This is a genomic window from Terrabacter sp. Root85, assembly GCF_001429185.1.
Taxonomy (GTDB): Bacteria; Actinomycetota; Actinomycetes; order Actinomycetales; family Dermatophilaceae; genus Terrabacter.
Map to the genome: position 1 here is coordinate 46022 of NZ_LMIW01000010.1, position 22583 is coordinate 68604.

21 protein-coding genes are annotated in these 22583 nt (G+C 72.6%); 8 read left to right on the forward strand and 13 right to left on the reverse strand.

Features of this window, described 5'->3' with window-relative positions; translation table 11 throughout:
- Positions 1 to 169 precede the first annotated feature (169 nt).
- Positions 170 to 787: a hypothetical protein gene (locus ASE25_RS14540; RefSeq protein WP_235508695.1), complete on the forward strand. Its 618-nt coding sequence runs from the start codon at positions 170 to 172 to the stop codon at positions 785 to 787.
- Positions 788 to 837: 50 nt separating this feature from the next.
- Here ASE25_RS14540 and ASE25_RS14545 read toward each other — a convergent pair whose 3' ends face one another.
- The 10 genes from ASE25_RS14545 to ASE25_RS14590 all read right to left on the reverse strand — a co-directional run bounded on the left by ASE25_RS14545 (position 838) and on the right by ASE25_RS14590 (position 10261).
- Positions 838 to 2433 (reverse strand): NADH-quinone oxidoreductase subunit N, encoded by a 1596-nt coding sequence (locus ASE25_RS14545; RefSeq protein WP_056826349.1) that lies wholly within the window; start codon positions 2431 to 2433, stop codon positions 838 to 840.
- Positions 2430 to 3935 carry a NuoM family protein gene (locus ASE25_RS14550; RefSeq protein ID WP_056781456.1) on the reverse strand — a complete coding sequence of 502 codons (1506 nt, stop codon included), beginning with the start codon at positions 3933 to 3935 and terminating at the stop codon, positions 2430 to 2432. The genes ASE25_RS14545 and ASE25_RS14550 overlap by 4 nt, the downstream gene beginning before the upstream one ends.
- Positions 3926 to 5839 carry an NADH-quinone oxidoreductase subunit L gene (locus ASE25_RS14555; protein WP_056826351.1) on the reverse strand — a complete coding sequence of 638 codons (1914 nt, stop codon included), beginning with the start codon at positions 5837 to 5839 and terminating at the stop codon, positions 3926 to 3928. The genes ASE25_RS14550 and ASE25_RS14555 overlap by 10 nt, the downstream gene beginning before the upstream one ends.
- Positions 5836 to 6318 (reverse strand): NADH-quinone oxidoreductase subunit NuoK, encoded by a 483-nt coding sequence (nuoK, locus tag ASE25_RS23710; RefSeq protein ID WP_056826354.1) that lies wholly within the window; start codon positions 6316 to 6318, stop codon positions 5836 to 5838. The genes ASE25_RS14555 and nuoK overlap by 4 nt, the downstream gene beginning before the upstream one ends.
- The gene (locus ASE25_RS14565; protein ID WP_056826356.1) at positions 6315 to 6890 is read right to left on the reverse strand and encodes an NADH-quinone oxidoreductase subunit J; all 576 of its coding nucleotides are present in this window, start codon (positions 6888 to 6890) and stop codon (positions 6315 to 6317) included. The genes nuoK and ASE25_RS14565 overlap by 4 nt, the downstream gene beginning before the upstream one ends.
- Positions 6887 to 7738 carry an NADH-quinone oxidoreductase subunit I gene (locus ASE25_RS14570; protein ID WP_056826358.1) on the reverse strand — a complete coding sequence of 284 codons (852 nt, stop codon included), beginning with the start codon at positions 7736 to 7738 and terminating at the stop codon, positions 6887 to 6889. Before ASE25_RS14570 ends, ASE25_RS14565 begins: the two co-directional genes overlap by 4 nt.
- Positions 7739 to 7765: 27 nt before the next feature.
- Positions 7766 to 8734, reverse strand: coding sequence for an NADH-quinone oxidoreductase subunit NuoH (gene nuoH, locus ASE25_RS14575; protein ID WP_056826638.1), 969 nt, complete (start codon positions 8732 to 8734; stop codon positions 7766 to 7768).
- Positions 8731 to 9258: an NADH-quinone oxidoreductase subunit C gene (locus ASE25_RS14580; RefSeq protein ID WP_056781474.1), complete on the reverse strand. Its 528-nt coding sequence runs from the start codon at positions 9256 to 9258 to the stop codon at positions 8731 to 8733. The genes nuoH and ASE25_RS14580 overlap by 4 nt, the downstream gene beginning before the upstream one ends.
- Positions 9255 to 9821 (reverse strand): NADH-quinone oxidoreductase subunit B, encoded by a 567-nt coding sequence (locus ASE25_RS14585; RefSeq protein WP_235508711.1) that lies wholly within the window; start codon positions 9819 to 9821, stop codon positions 9255 to 9257. Before ASE25_RS14585 ends, ASE25_RS14580 begins: the two co-directional genes overlap by 4 nt.
- A gap of 80 nt (positions 9822 to 9901) precedes the next feature.
- A complete protein-coding gene (locus ASE25_RS14590) occupies positions 9902 to 10261 on the reverse strand; it encodes an NADH-quinone oxidoreductase subunit A (protein ID WP_056781480.1) in 360 nt (119 codons plus the stop codon).
- A 73-nt stretch (positions 10262 to 10334) separates the two neighbouring features.
- Here ASE25_RS14590 and ASE25_RS14595 point away from each other — a divergent pair, with 73 nt between their 5' ends.
- The 5 genes from ASE25_RS14595 (at position 10335) to ASE25_RS14615 (ending at position 16387) form a co-directional block, all read left to right on the forward strand.
- Positions 10335 to 10643: a hypothetical protein gene (locus tag ASE25_RS14595; protein ID WP_157623447.1), complete on the forward strand. Its 309-nt coding sequence runs from the start codon at positions 10335 to 10337 to the stop codon at positions 10641 to 10643.
- A gap of 155 nt (positions 10644 to 10798) precedes the next feature.
- A complete protein-coding gene (locus ASE25_RS14600; protein ID WP_056826361.1) occupies positions 10799 to 12697 on the forward strand; it encodes a 2-oxoacid:acceptor oxidoreductase subunit alpha in 1899 nt (632 codons plus the stop codon).
- Positions 12694 to 13782 (forward strand): 2-oxoacid:ferredoxin oxidoreductase subunit beta, encoded by a 1089-nt coding sequence (locus ASE25_RS14605; RefSeq protein ID WP_056781489.1) that lies wholly within the window; start codon positions 12694 to 12696, stop codon positions 13780 to 13782. The genes ASE25_RS14600 and ASE25_RS14605 overlap by 4 nt, the downstream gene beginning before the upstream one ends.
- The gene (rarD, locus tag ASE25_RS14610) at positions 13779 to 14780 is read left to right on the forward strand and encodes an EamA family transporter RarD (protein WP_082620096.1); all 1002 of its coding nucleotides are present in this window, start codon (positions 13779 to 13781) and stop codon (positions 14778 to 14780) included. The genes ASE25_RS14605 and rarD overlap by 4 nt, the downstream gene beginning before the upstream one ends.
- Positions 14781 to 14818: 38 nt before the next feature.
- The gene (locus ASE25_RS14615; RefSeq protein ID WP_056781493.1) at positions 14819 to 16387 is read left to right on the forward strand and encodes an MFS transporter; all 1569 of its coding nucleotides are present in this window, start codon (positions 14819 to 14821) and stop codon (positions 16385 to 16387) included.
- Positions 16388 to 16419: 32 nt separating this feature from the next.
- On the opposite strand, the gene ASE25_RS14620 is transcribed toward ASE25_RS14615, so the two are convergent.
- A complete protein-coding gene (locus ASE25_RS14620) occupies positions 16420 to 18156 on the reverse strand; it encodes a sialidase family protein (protein WP_056826364.1) in 1737 nt (578 codons plus the stop codon).
- A 128-nt stretch (positions 18157 to 18284) separates the two neighbouring features.
- On the opposite strand from ASE25_RS14620, the gene ASE25_RS14625 reads away from it, so the two are divergent.
- The gene (locus ASE25_RS14625; protein ID WP_056826366.1) at positions 18285 to 19691 is read left to right on the forward strand and encodes an aspartate ammonia-lyase; all 1407 of its coding nucleotides are present in this window, start codon (positions 18285 to 18287) and stop codon (positions 19689 to 19691) included.
- A 199-nt stretch (positions 19692 to 19890) separates the two neighbouring features.
- Here the strand turns inward: ASE25_RS14625 and ASE25_RS14630 are convergent, their stop codons facing one another.
- Positions 19891 to 20745: a VOC family protein gene (locus ASE25_RS14630; protein ID WP_056826368.1), complete on the reverse strand. Its 855-nt coding sequence runs from the start codon at positions 20743 to 20745 to the stop codon at positions 19891 to 19893.
- Positions 20746 to 20891: 146 nt separating this feature from the next.
- Here ASE25_RS14630 and ASE25_RS14635 point away from each other — a divergent pair, with 146 nt between their 5' ends.
- Positions 20892 to 21206 carry a hypothetical protein gene (locus tag ASE25_RS14635; RefSeq protein WP_056781504.1) on the forward strand — a complete coding sequence of 105 codons (315 nt, stop codon included), beginning with the start codon at positions 20892 to 20894 and terminating at the stop codon, positions 21204 to 21206.
- A gap of 44 nt (positions 21207 to 21250) precedes the next feature.
- Here ASE25_RS14635 and ASE25_RS14640 read toward each other — a convergent pair whose 3' ends face one another.
- A complete protein-coding gene (locus ASE25_RS14640; protein WP_082622890.1) occupies positions 21251 to 22582 on the reverse strand; it encodes a D-arabinono-1,4-lactone oxidase in 1332 nt (443 codons plus the stop codon).
- Position 22583 lies beyond the last annotated feature (1 nt).

Below are 22583 nucleotides of genomic sequence, written 5' to 3' on the forward strand. Positions count from 1 at the left end.
GCGTGTTCCCACTGTGAATCCCCTGAGAGGTGACTGGGATCCACCTCGACGACCTCTGTGACCCAGATCTCGGTCAGACATCGTTGAACCGGCAACTTATCTACTACATGCGGTAGTAGTTTGGCGGTGTTGGGGAAACCGACATCCCATCCGATGAAAGAAGCACATGATGCGCAAGACACTCGACCGGCTGATCTCGTGGACGGGCCTCATCATGGCCGTCGTGCTGGCGGTGGCCGGCGCGCTTCTGATCTACGCGAGCAGCTTCGTCGCCAACAACGTCAAGGAGCAGCTGAGCCAGCAGAACATCACGATGCCGGCCGCCGCCGCGCTCGAGACCCAGGACCAGAAGGACGCCCTGCTGCAGTACGCCGGCCAGAAGATGGAGAACGGCGCCCAGGCCAAGGCCTTCGCCGACCACTACATCCTCGTGCACATGAACACCCAGGCGAACAACAAGACGTACTCGGAGGTGTCCGCCGAGTACATGTTGGCCGTCAAGGACCCGAACGCGGACCCGGCCCAGGTCACGGCCCTCGGCGACCTCCGCCAGAGCCTCTTCATGGGCAACACGCTCCGGGGCCTGCTGCTCAACGCCTACGCCTTCGGCACTATGGGCACGATCGCCCTCTGGGCCGGCATCGCCTCCTTCGTCGGAGCGGCCCTGCTGCTCGTGCTCTCGCTGCTCGGCCTGCGCCACGCCAAGACCGTCGAGGACGAGGCGACCGGTCTCGCGAAGCCGACCGAGCCCACGGGTGACGCCCGGGCGGTGCCCCAGACCGCCTGACCGCTCCACCGCTGACGACGACCCCGAGGCCCACGGCCTCGGGGTCGTCGTCAGCCGAGGAGGCGCAGGAGCAGGTCGGGCTGGACGCTGACGACGACGAGGATGGCCGACGCGAGGACGAGCCCGGCGACCATGACCGGTCGCCGCCGCGCGACGGCCACCGGGGCGGGACCCGGGCCTTCCGAGCCCGCGGCACCGGCCACCACGTCGGGGGCGGTGATCACGGCACGCAGCCAGCGCAGGTAGACGGCGACGCCGACGACGGCGTTGACCGCCGCGACGACCGCGAGCCAGACCCAGCCCTCGGCGACGACCGGCCGCAGGGCCGTGATCTTGCCGACGAGGCCGATGATGCCGGGCGGCAGTCCCGCGAGCGAGGTCAGCGCCAGGGCGAGCGCGCCGGCCCGCCACGGGCTGCGCTGCCACAGACCCTCGTAGGCCGCGATGGACCGCCCCTCCCCGGGCCGGTCGCGCAGGGTGACCGCGACGACGGCGAAGGCGACGAGCGTCGCGATGACGTAGGTGAGCAGGTAGGTGGCGCTGGCGCCGACGCCGAGCGCGGAGATGCTGACGAGCGGCAGCACGACCCACCCGGCCTGCGCGACCGTCGACCACGCGAGCAGGCGCACGACGTCGTCCTGGCGCAGCGCCATGAGGTTGCCGAGCGTCATGCTCAGTGAGGCGAGCAGCGCGATCGACACCAGGGCGGGCGTCCCGAGAGCGGCGACCGCGCGGAGCACGACGAGCAGTGCCGCGAGCGCCGCGATCTTGGAGACCGTCGCGAGGAACGTCGCGACGGGCACCGACGAGCCGGCGTATGCCGTGGGCGTCCACGCGTGGAACGGCACGAGCGAGAGCTTGAAGCCGACCCCGGCGACGACGAGGACCGTCGCCAGCGCGACGACGCCTCCCGAGACCGACGGGAAGACGACGGACGTCGGGGCGCCCGACGCGGCCGAGAACGCGCCACCGGAGGACAGCGCGGCGTCCGGGGTCAGGAACGGGCTTCCCGTCGCGGCGAACCAGAGGGCGACGCCGAGCACGAGCAGGGCGAAGGACACGAGGGACGTCACGAGCAGCTGGGTGGCGCCGGCCACGGCCGACCGGCGCCCGGAGAGGGCGACGAGCGCGATGACGGGCAGGGTCGCGAGCTCGAGGGCGACGAGCCACGTGCCGACGTCGCGGCTCGCTGCCACGACGATCGTGCCGGCGAGGGCCGCGAGGAGCAGTACGGCCTCGACCGGCTCACGGGTGCTGTCGGTCGGGCGCCGACGGCGGGTGCGGGGCCAGGCCAGGGCGATGCAGACGAGGGCGGAGACGGCGGCTGCGAGCTGGAGGGTGCTGCCGAGCGCATCGGCCTGCCACAGGCAGACCTGCGGCAGGCCGTCGACGCCGGCCGCCGTGGCGCCGCCCGTGGCCTGTCCGGTCCGACCGGTCAGGCAGAACGTCTCGCGCGTCGACCCGCCGCCGAGCGCGAGCCCGGGCACCGTGGCCACGGCGGACCCGAGCGCGGCCAGGGCGGCGACGGCATAAGGCACCTGGCGCAGGCGCGGGTTGACGAGATCGAGCACGAGCACGAGCACGAGCCCGGCGACCGGCAGGATCGCCGGAAGCAGGATGCTGTAGTCGATGGCGAGGCCCTTCACGGCGAGACCCCCAGTCCGGAGAGCAGGCCGGACGTCGCGGCGTCCGAGAGGCCGAGCAGCAGGTGCGGGAGCAGGCCGAGCGTGATGATGACCACGACGAGCGTCATGACGACCGCCCAACGGGCGCCACGGGCGTCCGCCACGGGCTCGGCCGCAGCCCCCTGCGCGGCGTCGCTGCCCTCACCCGCCCAGACGATGCGGGCGACCCGGAGCGCGTAGGCCGCCGCCAGCGCGAGCCCCACGGCACCGAGCACGACGCAGACGCGCAGGAGCGCGACGGGCCGGTCGGGGGCGGGCGACCACGCGGCGTACAACGCGAGGAACTCACCCCAGAAGCTGACGAGGCCCGGGAGCCCGAGCGCGGCCGCCAGGCCGACGACGAGGGCGAGGCCGAAGCGGGGAGCCTTGTCACGCAGGGCGGCCCGGGCGACGTGGAGGTCGGAGGACCCCCACTGCTCCTTGAGGTCGCCGACGATGAAGAAGAGGAGGGCCGCGACGACGCCGTGGGCGATGTTGCCGAAGAGCGCCGCCTGCAGTCCCGTCTCGCTGCCCGACGCGATGGCGAGGGCGACGAAGCCCATGTGCGCGACCGAGCTGTAGGCGATGAGGCGCTTGAGGTCGCGCTCGACGAGGCAGGCGAGCCCTCCCCAGAGGATGCCGACGACGCCGAGGATCGCGAGGACCGGACTCAGCTGCGCGACTCCTGCGGGCACGGTGCCGACCGCGAGCCGGACGATGCCGTAGGTGCCCATCTTGAGCAGGACGGCGGCGAGGAGCACCGAGCCGGCGGTGGGGGCGATGGTGTGCGCCGAGGGCAGCCACGTGTGCAGCGGCCACAGGGGCACCTTGATGCCGAGCCCGAGGAGCAGGATCGCGGCGATCGCGACCTGGAGCGGCCGGGACAGCCCGGCTCCGTGGCGCTCGGCGAGGACCGTGAGGTCGCTCGTGCCCTGGTGGTGGACGAGGAAGAGGATGCCGACGAGCATCAGCGTCGAGCCGAGCACCGTGAAGAGCACGAAGCGGCCGGCGGCGTCGGCGCGGGTCTCGTCGCGCACGTGGTCGTCGCCGAAGCGGCGGACGAGCACCCACATCGGCACGAGGACGACCTCGAAGGCGATGAAGAAGAGGATCGCGTCGCGCGCCATGAACGTGGCGAGCGCCCCCGCCTCGACGAGCAGGATGCAGCCGAGGAAGGTCGACCCGGTGCCTCCCTTGGGGATCGGCCCGGACAGGGCGTGCGCGACGACGGCGACGGTGAGCAGCGCGGTGAGGAGCACGAGGGCCGCCGAGATCCCGTCGACGCCGAAGTGCCACCGGACGCCGAGCGATCGGATCCACGGCACGTCCACCTCGTGGCGGCCCCACACGACGACGACGGCGAGCACCGCCGTGACGACGGTGGATCCGAGCGCGATGCCGCGCTCGACGGTGGACTCGCCGGGGATCGCGATGAGCGCGATCGCCGCGAGGAGCGGCAGCAGGAGCACGAGGGTCAGCGCCATGCGGCCACCCCCAGGACGGCGACGACCACGACGCCGACGAGCAGGCTGAGCAGCGACAGCGAGGGCACGGCGCGATGGCTCCGCTCCCCCGCCCGGCCGGCGGCCCGGGCGACGACGGCGGTCGCCCGCGGGTAGGCGTCGACGACGTCACGGTCCAGCGCCACGACGAGACGCGCGACCGCGGTGACCGCCCGGCCGAAGCCGACGTATGCCGTGTCGACGCCGAAGCCGCGCACCGCCGGCTCCCGGACGCGGCTGGGGATCCGGTCGGCGACGTCGAGCCGGCCGCGGTCGCTGAGGGACCACACGGCATACGCGGCGCCGGCGACGAGCAGGACGGACAGCAGGGCGCTGAGGAGCCCGACGTGCACACCACCGCGGAGGCTGGCGAGGAAGAGGGTGCCGACGACGGTGAGGGCGGCCAGGACGGACACGACGAGCGCGGCCGGGAGCGTGATGGGGGCGTGGCCGTGGGCGTGGACGCGCTCGACCTCGGCGTCGTCGGCGCTGTCGGTGGTGGTCACGACGGCGACGTCCTCCTCGGCGACGACGGCGGGCTCGACGTCGGGCAGACGGCCCGTCGCGGCCACGGGGGTGTCGAGCAGCAGCCAGGCGCGGGTGCAGTAGGCCGCCGTGAGGACGACGGTGACGAAGAGGGCGACGACGACGAGCCAGGCGCGGAAACCGCCACCACCCGTCGCGCCCTCGAGCGCGGCGTCGATGACGGTGTCCTTGGTGAAGAAGCCGATGAGCGGCGGTACGCCGGCGAGGGCGGCGAGGCCGATCCCCATCGACCAGCGCAAGGCGCCGGTCGGACGCAGTCGACCGCGCAGGGCGGCGACGGCGGTCGCGCCGGCGAGCACCGAGAGCCAGCCGGCCCCGAGGAAGAGCAGCGCCTTGAAGAAGGCGTGGCCGACGAGGTGCGCGATGCCGGCACCGGGCCCGAGCTCGGCCGGTGCCGCGGCGAGCGCCGAGAGCATGATCGCGATCTGGCTCAGGGTCGAGTAGGCGAGCATCCGCTTGAGGTCGGTCTGCACGAGCGCGAGCAGGGCGGCGTAGACCATGGTCACGGCTGTCAGGACGGCGAGCAGGGTGCGCGCGCCGTCGTGACCGGCGTAGAGCGAGAAGAGGCGGGCGATGACGTACGTGCCGGCTGCGACCATCGTCGCCGCGTGGATGAGGGCCGACGCCGGGGTCGGGCCCTCCATGGCGTCGGGGAGCCAGTCGTGGAACGGCACGAGACCCGACTTGCCGGCCACACCGATGACGATGCCGACGAGACCGATCGTGAGCAGCGTGCCGTCCCCGCCGGCCGTGAGCACGGCCATGAGGTCGGTCGACCGGGCCCGCACCGAGAGCGCGACGATGCCCACGACCATGGCGATGTCGGCCACGCGGGTGACGATGAAGGCCTTGTAGGCCGCTCGCCTCGCCGCCGCACGCTCGCTGTCGTGGCCGATGAGCAGCCACGAGCACCAGCCCATGACCTCCCAGCCGACGAGCATGAGCACGAGGTCGCCCGACTGGACGAGGAGCAGCATGCCGGCCGCGAAGAGCGAGACGGTCGCGGCGAACTGGCCGTAGCGGGGGTCGTCGCGGAGGTACCACGCGGTGAAGACCTGGATGCCGAGGACGACGAGGGCGACGACGAACGCCACGAGGCCCGAGACACGGTCGGAGAGCAGGTGCAGCGGCACGGAGAGGTCGCCGAGCGGGAGACTGCCGATCGACTCGATGTCGGCCGTGCGCGACGGTGCGACCCACTGGATGAGCCCGAGCACCGCGACGTAGGCCGACACCGACACGGCGACGGCCGCCGCGAGCCCGCGCCGGCGCCGCGTGAGCAGCCCCACGAGGGCCGCCAGCGCCGGGAGCACGATGATCATCCGAACGATCCAGCTCATGCGACGCCCTCCCCCGCTGCCGCCGGCTCACGCGTCGCGTCGTGCGGGTGGCCGTCCCGGTCCTCGGCGCGCGGGTCCTCGGCGTCGTCGGCGTCGCCGGTGTCGCCGGTGTCGTCGGCGTCCCCGGTGTCGTCGGTGTCGGCCCCGTAGCCGTCGCCGGCGTCGTCCGGCCCGTCGGTGAGGTCGGGAACCGCCGTGAGGTCGATGTGCCCCGTGCGGCGGAACATCACGAGGATGATCGCGAGCGCCACCGTGATCTCGGCGGCGGCGATCGTGATGACGAAGAGGGTGAGCACCGGACCGGCCGAGAGCGGCGCGCCCGGGCGGGACCCCGCCGTGACGAGCAGCAGGTTCGCGGCGTTGAGGATGAGCTCGACACCGATGAGGACGAGCACGGCGTTGCGGCGTGCGAGGACCCCGTAGACGCCGATGCCGGCCAGGAGCGCCGACAGGGCGGCCGGCAGCGAGAGGTGGATCATCCGCGACCGTCCGCCCGTGCTCCCGACGGGACGGTGGCCGGCCGGCGCGCGCCGTGGCCGCCGTCGCGGTGCAGGACCAGACGCGACACGGCGAAGGCGCCGATGAGCGCGACGAGGAGCAGCACCGAGAGCAGCTCGAAGGGCCAGACCCACGTGCCGAAGACCGCCTGTGCCACCTGCGGCGTGGTCGTCGTCGGGGTGTCGAGGTCGGCGGTCGCGCCGGAGAAGAGCGGGAGCAGGAGCGAGGCGAGCAGTGCGGTCGTCGCGGCGCCGAGGAGGGCCCCGGCGAGGCGCTGCCGCCACGGGGTGTCGATCTCGGCGTGGGGACCGATCGGCGCACGGGTCAGCATGAGCGCGAAGAGGACGAGCACGACGATGGCGCCGACGTAGACGAGCAGCTGGACGAGGCCGACGAGCTCCTGCCCGAGGACGAGGTAGGCACCCGCGAGTGAGCCGAGCGACACGAGCAGCCACAAGGCGGCGTGGACGACCTGCTTCGTCGTCACCGACAGCAGCGCCGACAGCGCCGTCACGGCGCCGACCGCGGTGAAGACGATGTCGCGGGTCGTCACTCGCTCCCCTCCTCGTCGGTCGACACCGTCGGCAGGACCTGGGTCGAGTCTCCTTGTGCCGCAGCCTGGTCCGCGGCCCGCTCGGCCTCGGCACCGTCGGCGGGCGGGAGGACCGAGGTCTGCTCGGCAGCCGAAAGGCTCTCGGTGGGCTCAGCGGCGGGCAGCGCGGCCGTCCGCTCGACCGCCGGCATGACCCGGGTCTGCTCGGCCGCCGGCTGAGCCGCCGGCTCGGGCGCGGCGAGCGGCGGCGGGGTCGTGGTCTCCCGGCGCACCCGCGTCGGTCGGGCCGCGGCCCCGGCACCGCGCGTACCTGCAGCGGCAGCGGCTGCTCCGGCGGACCCCCGGGCGGGCTTCGCCGCGGCCGTGACCTCGGCAGGGTCGGCACTGCCCGGGTCGAGAGCGGGCGGCGCCGGGACGGTGGCCATCCACGCGCCGAGGCGGTCCTTCTCGTGGAGCAGGTCGCGGATGTCGGTCTCGGCGTACTCGAACTCGGGGCTCCAGTGCAGCGCGTCGAACGGGCAGACCTCGATGCAGATGCCGCAGTACATGCAGAGCGAGAAGTCGATGGCGAAGCGGTCGAGGACGTTGCGCTGGCGGGCGCGGCCGCCGGGCGTCGTCGGCGGCAGCTCCTCCTTGTGCGAGTCGATGTAGATGCACCAGTCGGGGCACTCGCGCGCGCAGAGCATGCACGAGGTGCAGTTCTCCTCGGTCAGCGCGATGACGCCGCGTGACCGGGGCGGCAGCGCGGGTGAGACGTCGGGGTACTCGGCCGTGTGCGTGTGCCGGGTCAGCGACTTCGCCGTCGTCGCGAGTCCCTTGACGAGCCCCGGAATGATCCCTTCAGCCATGTCGCTCCACCCTCGATCGGTCGTCGGTCACGAGAAGACCACCACCCCGACGGCGGTCAGGGCGAGCTGGACGAGCGCCATCGGCACGAGCCACACCCAGGCGAGGCGCTGGAGCTGGTCCTCGCGCATGCGCGGCCACGACACGCGGAGCCAGATGACGACGACCGCGACGAGGAAGCCCTTGAGGACCGTCCACACCCAGCCGAGCCACTGCTCGAACGGCCCTGCCCAGCCGCCGAGGTAGAGCACGGCGAAGAGCAGCGACATGACGACGATGCCGGCGTACTCGGCGAGCAGGAAGAAGGCGAACCGCAGGCCGGTGTACTCGGTGAAGGCGCCGAAGACGATCTCGGAGTCGGCGAGCGGCATGTCGAACGGCGGGCGCTGCAGCTCGGCGAGGGCCGCGACGAGGAAGACGACGGCGCCGGGCAGCTGCCAGAGCAGCCACCACGGGTTCCACGCCTCCGCGATGGAGACGAGCGACAGGCTTCCGGCGGCGAGGGCGACCGAGGCGACCGCGAGGACCATCGGCAGCTCGTAGGACACGAGCTGCGCGGCGGCGCGCATCGCCCCGAGCAGGGAGTACTTGTTGGCCGAGGCCCACCCGGCCATGAGCGTGCCGATGACGCCGACCCCGATCACGGCGAGCACGAGCACGACGCTCGCGTCGACGTCGGCCCCGACGACCCGTGGCGAGAGCGGGATGACGGCGAGCGCCACGAGGTAGGGGATGAGCGCGACGAAGGGGGCGAGGCGGAAGACCCAGCGGTCGGCCCGGGCCGGAGTGATGTCCTCCTTCTGGACGAACTTCACCCCGTCGGCGACGAGCTGGGCCCACCCGTGGAAGCCACCGGCATACATCGGCCCGAGGCGACCCTGCATGTGCGCCATGACCTTGTGCTCGGTCTGGCCGACGAGCAGCGGCAGCACGAGGAAGGCGGCGAGCACCGCGACGGCGCGCAGCACGACCTCGAGCCAGGGAGCGAGGTCGCTCATCGCGGCCCCCACTCGGGTCCGGGCACGCCGGGCGCCTGGACGCGCCGGCGGCCGGGTGCACGGGCGGAGTCGTGGCCCTCGCCGGGCTCCTTGGCACCGGGCCAGGCCTTGCTGGCGCGAGCCGCGAGGACGAAGGACTTGCGCAGCGGCGTGCCCTCGAAGCCGTCCGGCAGCAGGAGCGGGCGCAGGCCGAGGCCGCTGCCGTCGTCGAAGCCGTCGAAGTCGATGCCGAACATCTCGTGGGTCTCGCGCTCGTGCCACGCCGCGCCCCGGAAGATCCCCGTCAACGACGGGACCGGCAGACCCCCGGTGACGCGAGTGCGCAGCAGCACCGACCTCAGCGCGCCCGGCGTGCGGGTGTCGAGCAGGTGGCAGACGACGTCGAAGCCCGCGTCGTCGCCCTCGCGGTCGGTCTCGTCGACGGCCGTCAGCCAGTCGAAGTACGCGTAGCCCTCCTCACGGAGCGAGAGCACCGTGCTCGACCACTCCCCGAACGGCACGTCACGCACGTCGGTGACCTTCACCGGCCGTCCTCCCCCGGCTTCGCGCCACGGCGCAGGAGGGGACGGCGGAGGTCGCCGGCGCTGCCGACGCGGGTGCCGGCATACCTGCCCTTGAGCTTCTGCGTCGACAGGCGCTCGGCGGCGATCTGCTCCTGGAGGCGGATGATGCCGTGCAGCAGCGCCTCGGGGCGCGGCGGGCAGCCGGGGACGTAGACGTCGACGGGCACGATCTGGTCGACGCCCTTCGTCACGGAGTAGGAGTCCCAGTAGGGGCCGCCGGAGTTGGAGCAGGCGCCGAAGGAGATGACGTACTTCGGCTCGGGCATCTGGTCGTAGAGGCGGCGGATCGCCGGGGCCATCTTGTCGGTGACGGTGCCCGAGACGACCATGAGGTCGGCCTGGCGCGGGCCCGGCGCGAAGGGGATGACGCCGAGGCGGATGAAGTCGTGACGACCCATCGAGGCCGCGATGAACTCGATGGCGCAGCAGGCGAGCCCGAAGTTGAAGACCCAGAGGGAGTAGCGGCGGCCCCAGTTGAGGACGACCTTGATCGGCTTGGGCGCGTGGGCGCCGAGGACGCCCATCGACGCCGGTCCGATGGTCGGCATCGGCAGGCTGACCGGCTGGCTCGCCGACTGGCCGGGCTGGCTCGGCGGCTGATCCATCACACCCACCTCAGCAGACCGCGGCGGCCCGCGTGGGCCAGGCCGAGCACGATGACGCCGATGAAGATGCCCATCTCGACGAGGCTCGCGCGGCCGAGGTCGGCGTCGCGGATGACGGTCGCCCACGGGAAGAGGTAGACCGCGTCGACGGCGAAGACGACGTAGAGGAAGGAGAAGACGAAGTAGCGGACCTTCGTCTGCGCCCAGCCCTCGCCGACCGGGTCGACACCGGACTCGTACGTCGCCAGCTTGGCCGCGTGGGGTGCGCGCGGGGCGAGGAGCCGTCGCACGAGCATCGCCGCCGTGACGAGCAGGACGCCCGCCCCCAGCACCGCTGCGACGGCCACGTACCCGGACATGACGGCCAGCCTATCCATGCCGGTACGCGAGTGGCACGGAGTGGTCAGCCGCATCCGGGCTACCCTGCGGCGCATGGTCGACAGGGGTGGACAAGACCGGGTGGGCTCGCCGCACGAGGCGACGACCCAGGTGCCCGACGACGTGCCCGACGACGCGCCGCTCGACGTGACGGACCCGGGCGTGGACCCGGACGTGGACCCCGGCCTGGACCCCGGCCTGGACCCGGGCGTCGACCCGGGCGTCGACCAGCTCGGCTGGGACGCCACCGCCCTCGTCGTGGCGCACGTGGTCCTCGCCCTCGGCATCGGGGCGGCGGTCGGCGCCGTCGGGGGGCGCTACCTCCGCGGTCGGCACGTCCCGGTGGGCGCCTCGGTGCGTTGACCGCGGCTCACCCTGTGTCGGCACCGCGTCGACCCGCGTCGTCCACGTTGTGGCAGGTGCACGATCTGAGGCCCGACGAGACATAGCATGGAAAGTGCCCGCCGCACAGGGCCCCGGGCAGTGAATCGTATGGAAGTTCGAGGACGTCGCAGAGCATGAGCGCCAAACTGGTCCAGAAGCTCGATCGCGTGGTCATCCGATTCGCCGGGGACTCCGGCGACGGCATGCAGCTCACCGGAGACCGCTTCACGTCGCAGACCGCACTGCTCGGCAACGACCTGTCGACGCTGCCGAACTTCCCCGCCGAGATCCGGGCGCCCCAAGGCACGCTGCCCGGCGTCTCGAGCTTCCAGCTGCACTTCGCCGACCACAACGTGCTGACGCCGGGTGACGCCCCCGACGTCCTCGTCGCGATGAACCCCGCCGCCCTCAAGGCCAACCTGCGCGACCTGCCGCGGGGCGCCGCGATCATCGTCAACACCGACGAGTTCACCAAGCGCAACCTCTCCAAGGTCGGCTACGTCGAGAACCCGCTCGACGACGGCTCGCTCGACAGCTACGACGTGCACCCGGTGGCCCTGACCTCGATCGCCGTCGAGGCCCTCGTGTCCTTCACCGACCTGACCCGCAAGGAGAAGGAGCGCGCGAAGAACATGTTCGCGCTCGGCCTGCTCTCGTGGCTCTACACCCGGCCCATGGACGGCACCGAGGCGTTCCTCAAGGCGAAGTTCGCCGACAAGCCCGAGATCCTCGAGGCCAACCTCGCCGCCCTGCGCGCGGGCTTCAACTACGGCGAGACCACCGAGGACTTCGCGGTCGCCTACGAGGTGGCCCCGGCCGCGATGCCGGCGGGCACCTACCGCAACGTCACCGGCAACGTCGCGCTGTCGCTCGGCCTCGTGGCCGCTGCGCACCGCGCACACCTGCCGCTCTTCCTCGGGAGCTACCCGATCACGCCGGCCTCCGACATCCTCCACACGCTCGCCGGGCTCAAGCGCTACGGCGTCGCGACGATGCAGGCCGAGGACGAGATCGCCGGTGTCGGCGCCGCCCTCGGTGCCAGCTTCGGCGGCGCGCTCGGTGTGACGACGACGTCGGGGCCCGGCCTCGCGCTCAAGGCCGAGACGATCGGCCTCGCCGTGTCGCTCGAGCTGCCGCTCATCGTCTGCGACATCCAGCGCGGCGGCCCCTCGACCGGCCTGCCGACCAAGACCGAGCAGGCCGACCTGCTCCAGGCGCTCTTCGGCCGCAACGGCGAGTCGCCGGTGGCCGTCGTCGCACCCGCGACGCCGGCCGACTGCTTCGACGTCGCCGTCGAGGCCGTGCGCATCGCGACGACCTACCGCACGCCCGTCATCGTGCTGTCCGACGGCTACCTCGCCAACGGCTCCGAGCCGTGGCGGCTGCCCCGCACGGCCGACCTGCCCGACATCGCCGTGGAGTTCGCGACCGAGCCCAACGCCGTGGACGACAAGGGCCAGCCGACCTTCCACCCCTACCTCCGCGACCCCGAGACGCTCGCCCGGCCGTGGGCGATCCCGGGCACACCGGGCCTCGAGCACCGGGTCGGGGGCATCGAGAAGGCGGACGTCACGGGCAACATCTCCTACGACCCCGACAACCACGACCACATGACGCGCCTGCGTCAGGCCAAGATCGACGGGATCGCCGACACCATCGAGCCGCTCGTCGTCGACGACCCGACCGACGACGCCGACGTCCTCGTCCTCGGCTGGGGCTCGACCTTCGGCCCCATCGCCGCGGGCGTCCGCCTGGCGCGGGCCACCGGAGCCCGCGTCGCCCAGGCGCACCTGCGCCACCTCAACCCCTTCCCCGCCAACACGGGCGACGTGCTCCGCTCCTACCAGCGCGTCATCGTGCCCGAGATGAACCTCGGCCAGCTCGCGATGCTGCTGCGGGCGAAGTACCTCGTCGACATCGAGTCGCACACCTCGGTGCGCGGCCTGCCGTTCCAGGCGGGCGAGCTCGCCGACGTCATCGCCACCGCGGTGGCGTCCGTCTCGGACGTGCCCCTGAAGGAGGCCGCCAAGTGACCACCGACCTGGGTATGCCGTCCAGCGGGCCAGGCGCCCCCGGTGCCCACGGCACCGCCGGCGTCCCACGCCTCACCGACGGCACCGCGCTGACGAAGAAGGACTTCACGTCCGACCAGGAGGTGCGCTGGTGCCCCGGGTGCGGGGACTACGCGATCCTCGCCGCCGTGCAGGGCTTCCTCCCCGAGCTCGGGCTCAAGCGCGAGAACATCGTCTTCGTCTCGGGCATCGGGTGCAGCTCGCGCTTCCCCTACTACCTCGACACCTACGGCATGCACTCGATCCACGGCCGTGCCCCGGCCATCGCGACCGGCCTCGCGGCGACGCGAGAGGACCTCTCGGTCTGGGTCGTCACCGGCGACGGCGACGCCCTGTCGATCGGTGGCAACCACCTCATCCACGCCCTGCGCCGCAACGTCAACCTCAAGATCCTGCTCTTCAACAACGAGATCTACGGCCTGACGAAGGGGCAGTACTCCCCCACCTCGCACGTCGGCCAGGTGACGAAGTCGACGCCGCTGGGCTCGCTCGACACGCCCTTCAACCCCGTGTCGCTCGCGCTCGGCGCCGAGGCGAGCTTCGTGGCCCGCACGATGGACTCCGACCGCCAACACCTGACGTCGGTGCTGCGTGCCGCGGCCGAGCACCGTGGGTCGGCGCTCGTCGAGATCTACCAGAACTGCCCGATCTTCAACGACGGCGTCTTCGACGTGCTCAAGGACCGCACCGAGGCGGCCGCCCGCATCCTGCACCTCGCCGACGGCGAGGAGGTCGGCACCGCCGAGACGGTCGTCGTGCGTGACGACCGCGGGTCGCTCGCCGTCGTGCCGCGCGCCGAGGCCGACCCGGCCCGAATCGTGCGCCACGACGAGTCGGCCCACGACCCGTCCGCGGCGTTCGCGCTCTCGCGGCTCGACAGCCCCGACCTCGGGCACGTCCCGATGGGGATCTTCCGCAACGTCCAGCGCCCGACCTACGACGACTCGCTGCGCGAGCAGATCGCCTCGGCCCGCACGGGTGAGGTCACGGACGCCGACATCGACGCCCTGCTCGCCGGTCGGGACACCTGGACCGTGGGGGCGTGACCGCGCGCGAGACCGCTCCGTCCCTCGCGCCGAGCGAGTCCGGCACGCGCGGGACGGGGTCGACGGCACCCCACGGCGAGGTCGGGCGGGGCACCCTGCTCGGCTTCGCGGCCTACGGCCTCTGGGGGCTCTTCCCGCTCTACTTCGACGCGCTCAAACCCGCCGGGCCGTGGGAGATCCTCGCCCACCGCATCCTCTGGACGCTGCTCTTCTGCGTCGTCGTGCTGCTCGTCGTGCGCGACCTCGGCTGGATCAGGCCGCTGCTGCGTCGGCCGCGGCTGCTCGCCGGCACCGCGGTGGCGGCGGTGCTCATCGCGGTCAACTGGGTCGTCTACGTCGCGGCCGTGACGTCGGGCAACACGTCCGAGGCCGCGCTCGGCTACTTCCTCAACCCCCTAGTCACGGTCGCCCTCGGCGTCGTCGTGCTCGGTGAGCGCCTCCGCGTCCTCCAGTGGGTGGCCGTCGGCATCGGTGTCGTCGCGGGCGTCTACCTCGGCGTCTCCGGCGGACGCGTGCCGTGGGTGGCCCTGACGCTGGCGGTGTCCTTCGCGCTCTACGGGCTGACGAAGAAGAAGGTCGGCGTCAGCCTCGACGCCATCCACGGGCTCACGGTCGAGACCGTCGTGCTCGCCCCCGTCGCCGTCGTGCTGCTGCTCGTCGTCGGCGCGCAGGGCGGCCTCGAGTTCGGCCTGCACGGTGGCGTGCACACGTCGCTGCTCGTCCTCTCCGGGCTGGTCACCGCGGTGCCGCTGCTGTGTTTCGCCGCCGCGGCGCGCCGCATCCCGCTCGTGTCGATCGGGCTCATCCAGTTCATCACCCCGGTCATGCAGCTGCTCTGCGCGGTGGTCCTGCTCGACGAGCACATGCCGTCCGAGCGGTGGATCGGCTTCGGCATCGTCTGGCTCGCGCTCGTCGTCCTCACCGTCGACTCGCTCCTCAGCCTGCGTGGCGCCCGGGCCGCGCGGCGCGACCTGCCCGTCGACGACTGCCCGCGCTGAGGAGCCATTCGTCGCACCCGCGGTGACAGACTGCCGGTGTGAGCGACGTCGTCCTGGGCTCCCGCACCGGTCGGTTCGTCATCGCCGCTGCCGTGCTCGGCTCGGGGATGGCCCTGCTCGACGGGACCGTCGTCAACGTCGCGCTCGTCCGGATCGGCGAGGAGCTCGGCGCGAGCCTCGCCGAGCTGCAGTGGATCACCAACGGCTACCTCCTCGCGCTCGCCTCGCTCATCCTCCTCGGCGGGTCGCTCGGTGACCGCTTCGGCCGCCGACGCGTCTTCGTCATCGGGGTCGTGTGGTTCACGGTGGCCTCCGCCGCCTGCGGTCTCGCGCAGTCACCCGTCCAGCTCATCGTCGGCCGGGTGCTCCAGGGCGTGGGAGGGGCGCTGCTGACGCCGGGCAGCCTGTCGATGATCCAGGCGTCCTTCCGTCCCGACGACCGCGGCAAGGCCATCGGCACGTGGTCCGGACTCGGCGGCATCGCCTCCGCCCTCGGGCCCTTCGTCGGCGGGTGGCTCGTGCAGTACGCGAGCTGGCGCTGGGCCTTCCTCGTCAACCTGCCCCTCGGCGCCGCGACCGTCTGGATCGCGCAGCTGCACGTCCCCGAGACCAGGGACGACCGTGCCGACCACCACTTCGACGTGACCGGCGCGGTGCTCGCGACGCTCGCCCTGGGAACGACGACCTTCGCCCTGATCCAGCACGAGTCGCTCGGAGCGACGGCGGCCACCGGGGTCGGGCTCGTCGGCCTCGCCATCGGCGCGGCGTTCGTCGTCGTCGAGCGCCGTATCTCACACCCGATGGTCCCGCCCGCTCTCTTCGCGTCGCGCCAGTTCAGCGCGGCCAACGCGATGACCCTGCTCGTGTATGCCGCCCTGGGCGCCGTCTTCTTCTTCCTCACCCTCCAGCTCCAGACCGTCCTCGGCTACGGCCCGCTGCTCGCCGGCATGGCCTCGCTGCCGGTCACCGTGCTCATGCTGCTCTTCGCGGCGCGGGGAGGTGCGCTCGCCTCCCGCATCGGGCCACGCCTGCCGATGACGGTCGGCCCGGTCGTGTGCGCGGTCGGCGCCCTCCTGCTGTCGGGTGTCGGCGCCGGCTCGACCTACTGGACCGGCGTCCTGCCCGGCATCTCCGTCTTCGGCCTCGGGCTCACCCTGCTCGTCGCGCCGCTGACGGCGACGGTCCTCGCCGCGGCTCCCGACCGCTACGCCGGCGTCGCCAGCGGGGTCAACAACGCCGTCGCGCGCGCGGGCAGTCTCCTCGCCGTCGCCGCACTGCCGGCCGTCGTCGGGCTCAGCGGCTCGGACTACGCCGTCCCCGAGGCCTTCTCGTCGGCGTACCGGACCGCGATGCTCCTGTGCGCCGGGATGCTCGCCGCCGGAGGTGTCGTGTCGTGGCTGCTCATCCGCAACCCCGCACCCGCGCCGTCCGGCACCGACGAGACGGGTGCCGAGCGGCAGGGGCGCGCCGCCGCAGCGGGGGCGACACGGCATACGCGAGCGGTTCCGGCCGGCTGGTCGTGCGCCGGCTCGGAGGGGTGCCCGGGGACGGCGCACCACCACGACGAGGACCTGCCCGCGCTGGGCGGGGCGCCGACCGGGCGCTGACGCAAGTCCGCCCCGCCCGGTCGGCCGCACTGTCAGGGCGTCGGGTCGGCCCAGCTCCCACCACGGATGTCGCTGTTGCCGAAGGTCGCCGGGCACGCCGCGAGGACGTCGGGCGGCGGCTTGGGGCTCGCCGTGTAGAGCGAGGCGCGGTACGAGTCGATCGCCGGGCAGTCGGCGGCGTGCGACGCGTCGTTCCAGACGCCGACCACGCCGTCGCGGGTCGCGGCCGCATAGACGTAGTCGCCGAGGAACTCGGCGGTCAGGCCGTTCTGGCTCGTCGCGCGCGGGTCGCCGACGGCGCTGCGGTCCAGTGACGACCACCCGCTCGGCACCCCGGCCACGATGTTCGCGTGCCAGACCTGACCGACGAGACCGCGGGACGACGCCGTGTCGTGCCGGTAGGGCGTCGTGAAGGCGTTGTCGACGACGTAGAGGTCGGTGCCGTCGGGAGACAGCGCCGGCGCGGTGTAGAGGGGGCGGTCCCCCGTCGGCAGCTCGAGCGCGGCCGGAGCGGTCCAGCTGGCGCCCGCCGTGGTGGAGCTCGTCCACAGCAGGCTCTCGTGGTCGAGTCCGGAGGCACCGTCTGCCCAGGTCATGACGATCTGGTTCGTGGCGCCGGCCCCGCTCGGGGCCCCGTTGGCGATGTCGACGCTCGGGCCTGCCGCCAGGTCGACGCGAGCTCCTGCGATCCCGTCCATGGTCGGGCGACCGAGCACGGGGTCGGTGACACCGGGCTCGGTGACCCGGGCGACGACCGTCGGGCCTGCCCAGTGGGCGCCGCCGTCGGTCGAGCGGTACATGAGCTGGAGATCGGTGCCCGCACGCCTGCCGATGCCGAAGACGTACACGTTGCCGTGGCTGTCCGTGCGGACCGTGCAGCCGTCAGGTTGCCCGTTGATCCCGTTGTCGGTCGCGGGGCCGACCTGCTTCGTCGTCCACGTGCCTCCGCCGTCCGTCGACCGCGCGACGATGAGGGGCGTCGGGAGGGCGTTGCCGCGGCTGTTGCTCCTGAACGAGGCCCAGCACACGTAGACGTTGCCGAAGAACCGACTCGACTCGGCGTTGTCGGCCCACACCTGCTCCTTGTCGGAGAACGTCGTCGACGACTGCTTGGAGATGATCACCGGGTCCTTCCACGCCGTGGCGTCACCCGCGGCTGCCGCGTGCGGGTCGTCGGTCCTCGACACCGCGATGGCCTCGAAGCCCTTGAAGGTCGCGGACTCCTTGTCCGCCGAGACGTTCGAGGTGAGGTTCGCGTAGTAGAGGCGCGAGCCGTTGACCCACGAGAACGTCCCGTCCGACGCCGGACGCGGGCCGAACGCGACCGCCGGGTCACCGTCCGAGACGAGTCCCTTCGCGGCGTAGCCGGGGAGCGTGCCGATGGGGCCGGGGTGCGCGGTGCAGGCCGCGGGTCCGAGGCAGTCACGGGCCGTGAGGCCGGTGTAGGTCGGCTGCGTCCACCCGCTGCCGCCGGTGAACGAGAAGTACACCCCGGAGACACCCACGCCGTCCGTGAAGGGGCAGGTGGTCGGGTCCCCGGCCGCGCACGACTCGTCGTCGATCTCGTCGTTGGCCCCGGCCGCGACGACGCTCGGGTCGTGGGCGTCGATCGCGACGGCGGGTTCGTTCTGCTTGTTCTGCGAGAAGGGGGTGGGCGGACTGGCGACGCTGACGATCTCGTCGGGTGGGGAGGCCACCGCGACCGCGGCTCCGGCGAGGGCGGTCGCGACGGACACGATGCACGCGGTGAGAACTCGACGGTGAGCCATGGCCTCTCCTCAGGGTGGTACGTCAAAGGATCGCGTCGGCGCCCGCACCGTCCAGCGTGCGCCCGCGACCCGGCATCCGACAAGGTCTACGGCGCGGATCTCGTCGGCGAGACGTGGATGATGGGGACATGAGCGACGTGTCAGCGCCAGGCTTCCGGACCGAGCACGACTCGATGGGCGAGGTACAGGTGCCCGCCGACGCGTTGTGGGGCGCGCAGACGGCGCGGGCCGTCGAGAACTTCCCGATCAGCGGGCAGCCGGTGCCGCCGGGCGTCGTCCACGCCCTCGCTCGGCTCAAGGCCGCCGCCGCCGACGTCAACGCCGAGCTCGGGGTCCTCGACGCCGATCGGGCCCGAGCCATCGCGGCGGCAGCCGGTGAGGTCGCGGACGGCGACCACGACGACGAGTTCCCGATCGACGTCTTCCAGACCGGGTCGGGCACCTCGACGAACATGAACGTCAACGAGGTCGTGGCACGGATCGCACACCTCGCGAGCGACCTCGACGTGCACCCCAACGACCACGTCAACGCCGGCCAGTCGAGCAACGACACGTTCCCCAGCGCGCTGCGCATCGCGGCGACGACGGCGAGCGTCCTCGACCTCGTGCCGGCGCTCGAGCACCTCGCGCTCGCCCTGGGCCGCAAGGAGACCGAGTTCGCCGACGTCGTCAAGGCCGGACGCACCCACCTCATGGACGCCGTGCCGGTGACGCTCGGGCAGGAGTTCGGCGGCTACCGGCGCCAGGTCGAGCTCGGCGCCAGCCGGGTGCGCAGCGCGGCGGAGGCGACGAGCGAGCTGCCCCTCGGTGGCACGGCCGCCGGAACCGGTCTCAACGCGGCACCCGGCTTTGCCCGCAAGGTGATCGAGCGGGTCTCGGGGGTCACCGGCATCCCGTTCCGCGAGGCCGCGAACCACTTCGAGGCGCAGTCGGCGCAGGACGCCGTCGTCGAGCTGTCCGGGGCGCTCAAGGTCGTGGCCGTGAGCCTGACGAAGATCTGCAACGACCTGCGCTGGATGAGCTCCGGGCCCCGCACGGGCCTCGGCGAGATCCACCTGCCCGACCTCCAGCCCGGGTCGAGCATCATGCCCGGCAAGGTGAACCCCGTCGTGCCCGAGGCGACCCTCATGGCGTGCGCGCAGGTCATCGGCAACGACGTCGTCATCACGACGGCCGGCGCTGCGGGCAACTTCGAGCTCAACGTCATGCTGCCGGTCATGGCCAAGAACGTCCTCGAGTCGATCGGGCTGCTCGCCTCGACGAGCCGCCTGCTCGCCGACCGCTGCGTCGACGGCATCACGGCCGAGGTCGAGCACGCGCGGGCCCTCGCCGAGGGCTCGCCCTCGATCGTCACGCCGCTCAACCGCTACCTCGGCTACGAGGCGGCGGCCGCGGTCGTCAAGCAGGCGGTCAAGGAGCGGCGCACGATCCGCGACGTCGTCATCGCGCAGGGTCACGTGGCCGACGGCAAGCTCACCGAGCAGCAGCTCGACGAGGCCCTCGACGTCCTCTCGATGACCCGCCCCGAGGACTGACGTCGAGGTCCCTGTGCGTTGAGTCATCCAGCGACCCAGCGTCCACCCGGCCACCGGCCGACCCGGCTGCCGGGGCGCTGAGTCACCTCACGGTGCAAGGCACAGGGCGCACGGCGCAACCCGGCCACGTCGGCCGTGTGCACGGTGAAGGTCCACGGCTGACGCGACCCCGCTCGCCGAGCAGCGGGAGGTCCCGCGATCAGCCGAGGAACTGGCTGACCGTGAAGACGGCGCCCTGCGGGTCGCGCACGACGGCGGTGCTCGTCCAGTCGCTGTCACCGGTGCGGATGACGGACCCGCCGAGCCGCGCGACACGCGCGGCCGCCGCGTCGCGCTCGGCGACGGTGAACGTCACGTGCCAACCCGGCTCGGCGGCCGGTGCGACGGGCACGACCCAGCCGATGGCGTCGGCAAAGCCCGGTGGCACCCTCGCCCCGGACTGTCGCTCGTGGATGTCGGGGTCGACCGTCGAGGCGAGGTGGTCGCCGTAGCCGGGCACACGGATCATCGTGGCGAAGCCGACGTCGGCGAACTCCCAGCCGAAGGCCCGGGCGTAGAACTGCTGCGCGGCCGCGGGCTCGTCGGTGTGCAGGTCGCTGAAGTTCCAGGCACCCGGGACGTTGGTCACCTGCGAGCCCAGACGTCGCCTAGCCTCCCAGAGGCGCACCTCGAGTCCCTGCGGGTCGCGCACGACGGCCGACCGGCCACCCTCGCCGGCAGCCGTCGGCGGTTGGACGACCGCTCCCCCGGCCTCCTCGACGCGGCTGGTCGCGGACTCGGCGTCGTCGACCGCGACGTAGGTGTGCCACCGGGGCGCTCCACCGCCATCACCACCGGCGTCCTCGGCCGCGGGTGTCGCGGGGCCGCCGAGCCCACCGACGTCCTGGCCGTCGAGCTGGGCGATGAGATAGCGGAACGGCACCCCCGGCGGGGTGGCCTCGGTGAACGTCCAGCCGAAGAGCCCGCTGTAGAAGTCGGCGGCGGCATCGACGTCGTCCTGCTCGGTGTCGACCCACGAGGTCACGCCCTCGGGGTAGGTCCTCTGCTCGGTCACGGCATCCTCCTCGGCGTCGGTGTGCGTCGTTCTCCACCGTAGGTGGGCCCGCCGACAGCCGTCGACGCACACGACGGTCGTCACCAGGTGCCGCCGAGCGGGAGCGCACGCCCCGCAGGCGGGCCCGTGCGGTCTACCGTCGGTGGATGACCCTGGACGACGTCGACGAGTACCTCCGGACGCTCGACGGGGTCCGCGCCAGACGCACCGACGGGCGCCGCGCGTGGTACGTCGACGGGCTGCTCGTGGCCCGAGCCGACGTTGCCGGCACGCTGCTCGTCCGCCTCGGCGGCCGCGACCGCGAGCAGCTCGTCAGCGCCCACCCCGACACCTTCGGCGTGCCGCCCCGGTGGGAGGCGCACGCCAAGCTGCAGGCCGACCTCACGGGCGACGAGGACGCCATCAGGCGCTCGCTGCGCCTCGCCTGGGAGCGACAGCGCTCGGCGCGCGCCGGCGCCTGAGTGGCGGACACGGCATACGCCATCGCTCGCCGGGACGGCGGCGCTCAGGCGCCGAGGACCCGCTCGAGGTAGGGATTGCCGAAGCGGCGCTCCGGGTCGACCCGGTTGCGGACCGCGAGGAAGTCGTCGAAGCGCGGGTAGACGCCGCGGAGGTAGTCGGCGTGGCGCGTGTGGAGCTTGCCCCAGTGCGGGCGACCGCCGTGGTTGACGGCGATGGCCTCGAAGGCGTCGAAGTAGGCACCTCGCCCCTGCCGGTGGTACTTGTGGATCGCGATGTAGCAGCTCTGGCGCTCGTAGGCCGTCGAGAGCCAGACGTCGTCGGCAGCGGCGACGCGGCACTCGACGGGGAAGGAGATGCGCTCGTCGTGGGTGTCGACCCACTCGCGCAGCTCGAGCAGCACCTCGGACAGGCTCGCGCGCGGGAAGGCCCACTCCGACTCCATGAAGCGCACCTCGCGCGCGGTGACGAAGACCTTGCGCGAGCTGTCGGTGAACTGGCGCTCGCTCAGGGCACGCGACGCGATGGCGTTGATGCTCCTCGTCGAGCGCGGCATCCGGGTGGCGACACGGTTGGTCAGCTCGAAGAAGCGGTTGCTCAGGAGGTCGTCGTCGAGCTTCTCGCGCCAGGCCGGCAGCGGGCGCCTCGCCGTGCCCTCGGGCACGCGGTTGTTGCGCTTGGTCAGGGCCCGGTCGGTGTGTGGGAACCAGTAGAACTCGAAGTGGTCGTTGGCCTCCGCCGAGACGTCTGCGTGGGCCAGCACGTCGGTGAGGGACTCGGGACGCTCGACGGCGTGGAGCAGGAAGGCGGGCACGACGGCGACGGTGATCTCGGTGACGATGCCGAGAGCTCCGAGCCCGAGACGGGCAGCCTGGAAGAGCTCGGGCTCGTGCGTCGGGGAGCACTCGACGAGAGACCCGTCGGCGAGGACGATGCGCAGCGCCCGGATGCCCGCGGACAGGCCCGTCAAGCGCAGACCGGTGCCGTGCGTCCCGGTGCCGGTGGCGCCGGCGAGGCTCTGCCGGTCGATGTCGCCGAGGTTGGGCAGCGCGTAGCCGAACGCCTCGAGCTCCTCGTTGAGGACGTGCAGCGGGGTGCCGGCGCGCACGGTGGCCTCGCCGCGCGTCGAGTCGATCGAGGTGACCCCGCTCAGGGCGCCGAGGCGCAGCTGCACCCCGTCGGTCACGGCGACGCCGGTGAACGAGTGACCGGCGCCGATCGCCTTGACCCGCAGCCCCCGGTCGGCAGCTCGCACGACCTCCTCGACGACCTCCGCCTCGCTGCGCGGCGTCGCCACGCGCGCGAGCTTCGAGGACTCCGTGCCGGCCCAGTTGGACCAGTCGATGCTGCGTACGACGCGACGCTTCACGCCACCCACG

Bases quoted from the DNA above. Each gene is read 5' to 3' on its own strand.
- ASE25_RS14540 (WP_235508695.1), top strand. From the start codon at position 170: ATGCGCAAGACACTCGACCGGCTGATCTCGTGGACGGGCCTCATCATG.
- ASE25_RS14550 (WP_056781456.1), bottom strand. From the start codon at position 3,935: ATGGCGCTGACCCTCGTGCTCCTGCTGCCGCTCCTCGCGGCGATCGCG.
- ASE25_RS14555 (WP_056826351.1), bottom strand. From the start codon at position 5,839: ATGAGCTGGATCGTTCGGATGATCATCGTGCTCCCGGCGCTGGCGGCC.
- nuoK (WP_056826354.1), bottom strand. From the start codon at position 6,318: ATGATCCACCTCTCGCTGCCGGCCGCCCTGTCGGCGCTCCTGGCCGGC.
- ASE25_RS14570 (WP_056826358.1), bottom strand. From the start codon at position 7,738: ATGGCTGAAGGGATCATTCCGGGGCTCGTCAAGGGACTCGCGACGACG.
- nuoH (WP_056826638.1), bottom strand. From the start codon at position 8,734: ATGAGCGACCTCGCTCCCTGGCTCGAGGTCGTGCTGCGCGCCGTCGCG.
- ASE25_RS14585 (WP_235508711.1), bottom strand. From the start codon at position 9,821: ATGGGCGTCCTCGGCGCCCACGCGCCCAAGCCGATCAAGGTCGTCCTC.
- ASE25_RS14590 (WP_056781480.1), bottom strand. From the start codon at position 10,261: ATGTCCGGGTACGTGGCCGTCGCAGCGGTGCTGGGGGCGGGCGTCCTG.
- ASE25_RS14595 (WP_157623447.1), top strand. From the start codon at position 10,335: ATGGTCGACAGGGGTGGACAAGACCGGGTGGGCTCGCCGCACGAGGCG.
- ASE25_RS14600 (WP_056826361.1), top strand. From the start codon at position 10,799: ATGAGCGCCAAACTGGTCCAGAAGCTCGATCGCGTGGTCATCCGATTC.
- ASE25_RS14620 (WP_056826364.1), bottom strand. From the start codon at position 18,156: ATGGCTCACCGTCGAGTTCTCACCGCGTGCATCGTGTCCGTCGCGACC.
- ASE25_RS14625 (WP_056826366.1), top strand. From the start codon at position 18,285: ATGAGCGACGTGTCAGCGCCAGGCTTCCGGACCGAGCACGACTCGATG.
- ASE25_RS14635 (WP_056781504.1), top strand. From the start codon at position 20,892: ATGACCCTGGACGACGTCGACGAGTACCTCCGGACGCTCGACGGGGTC.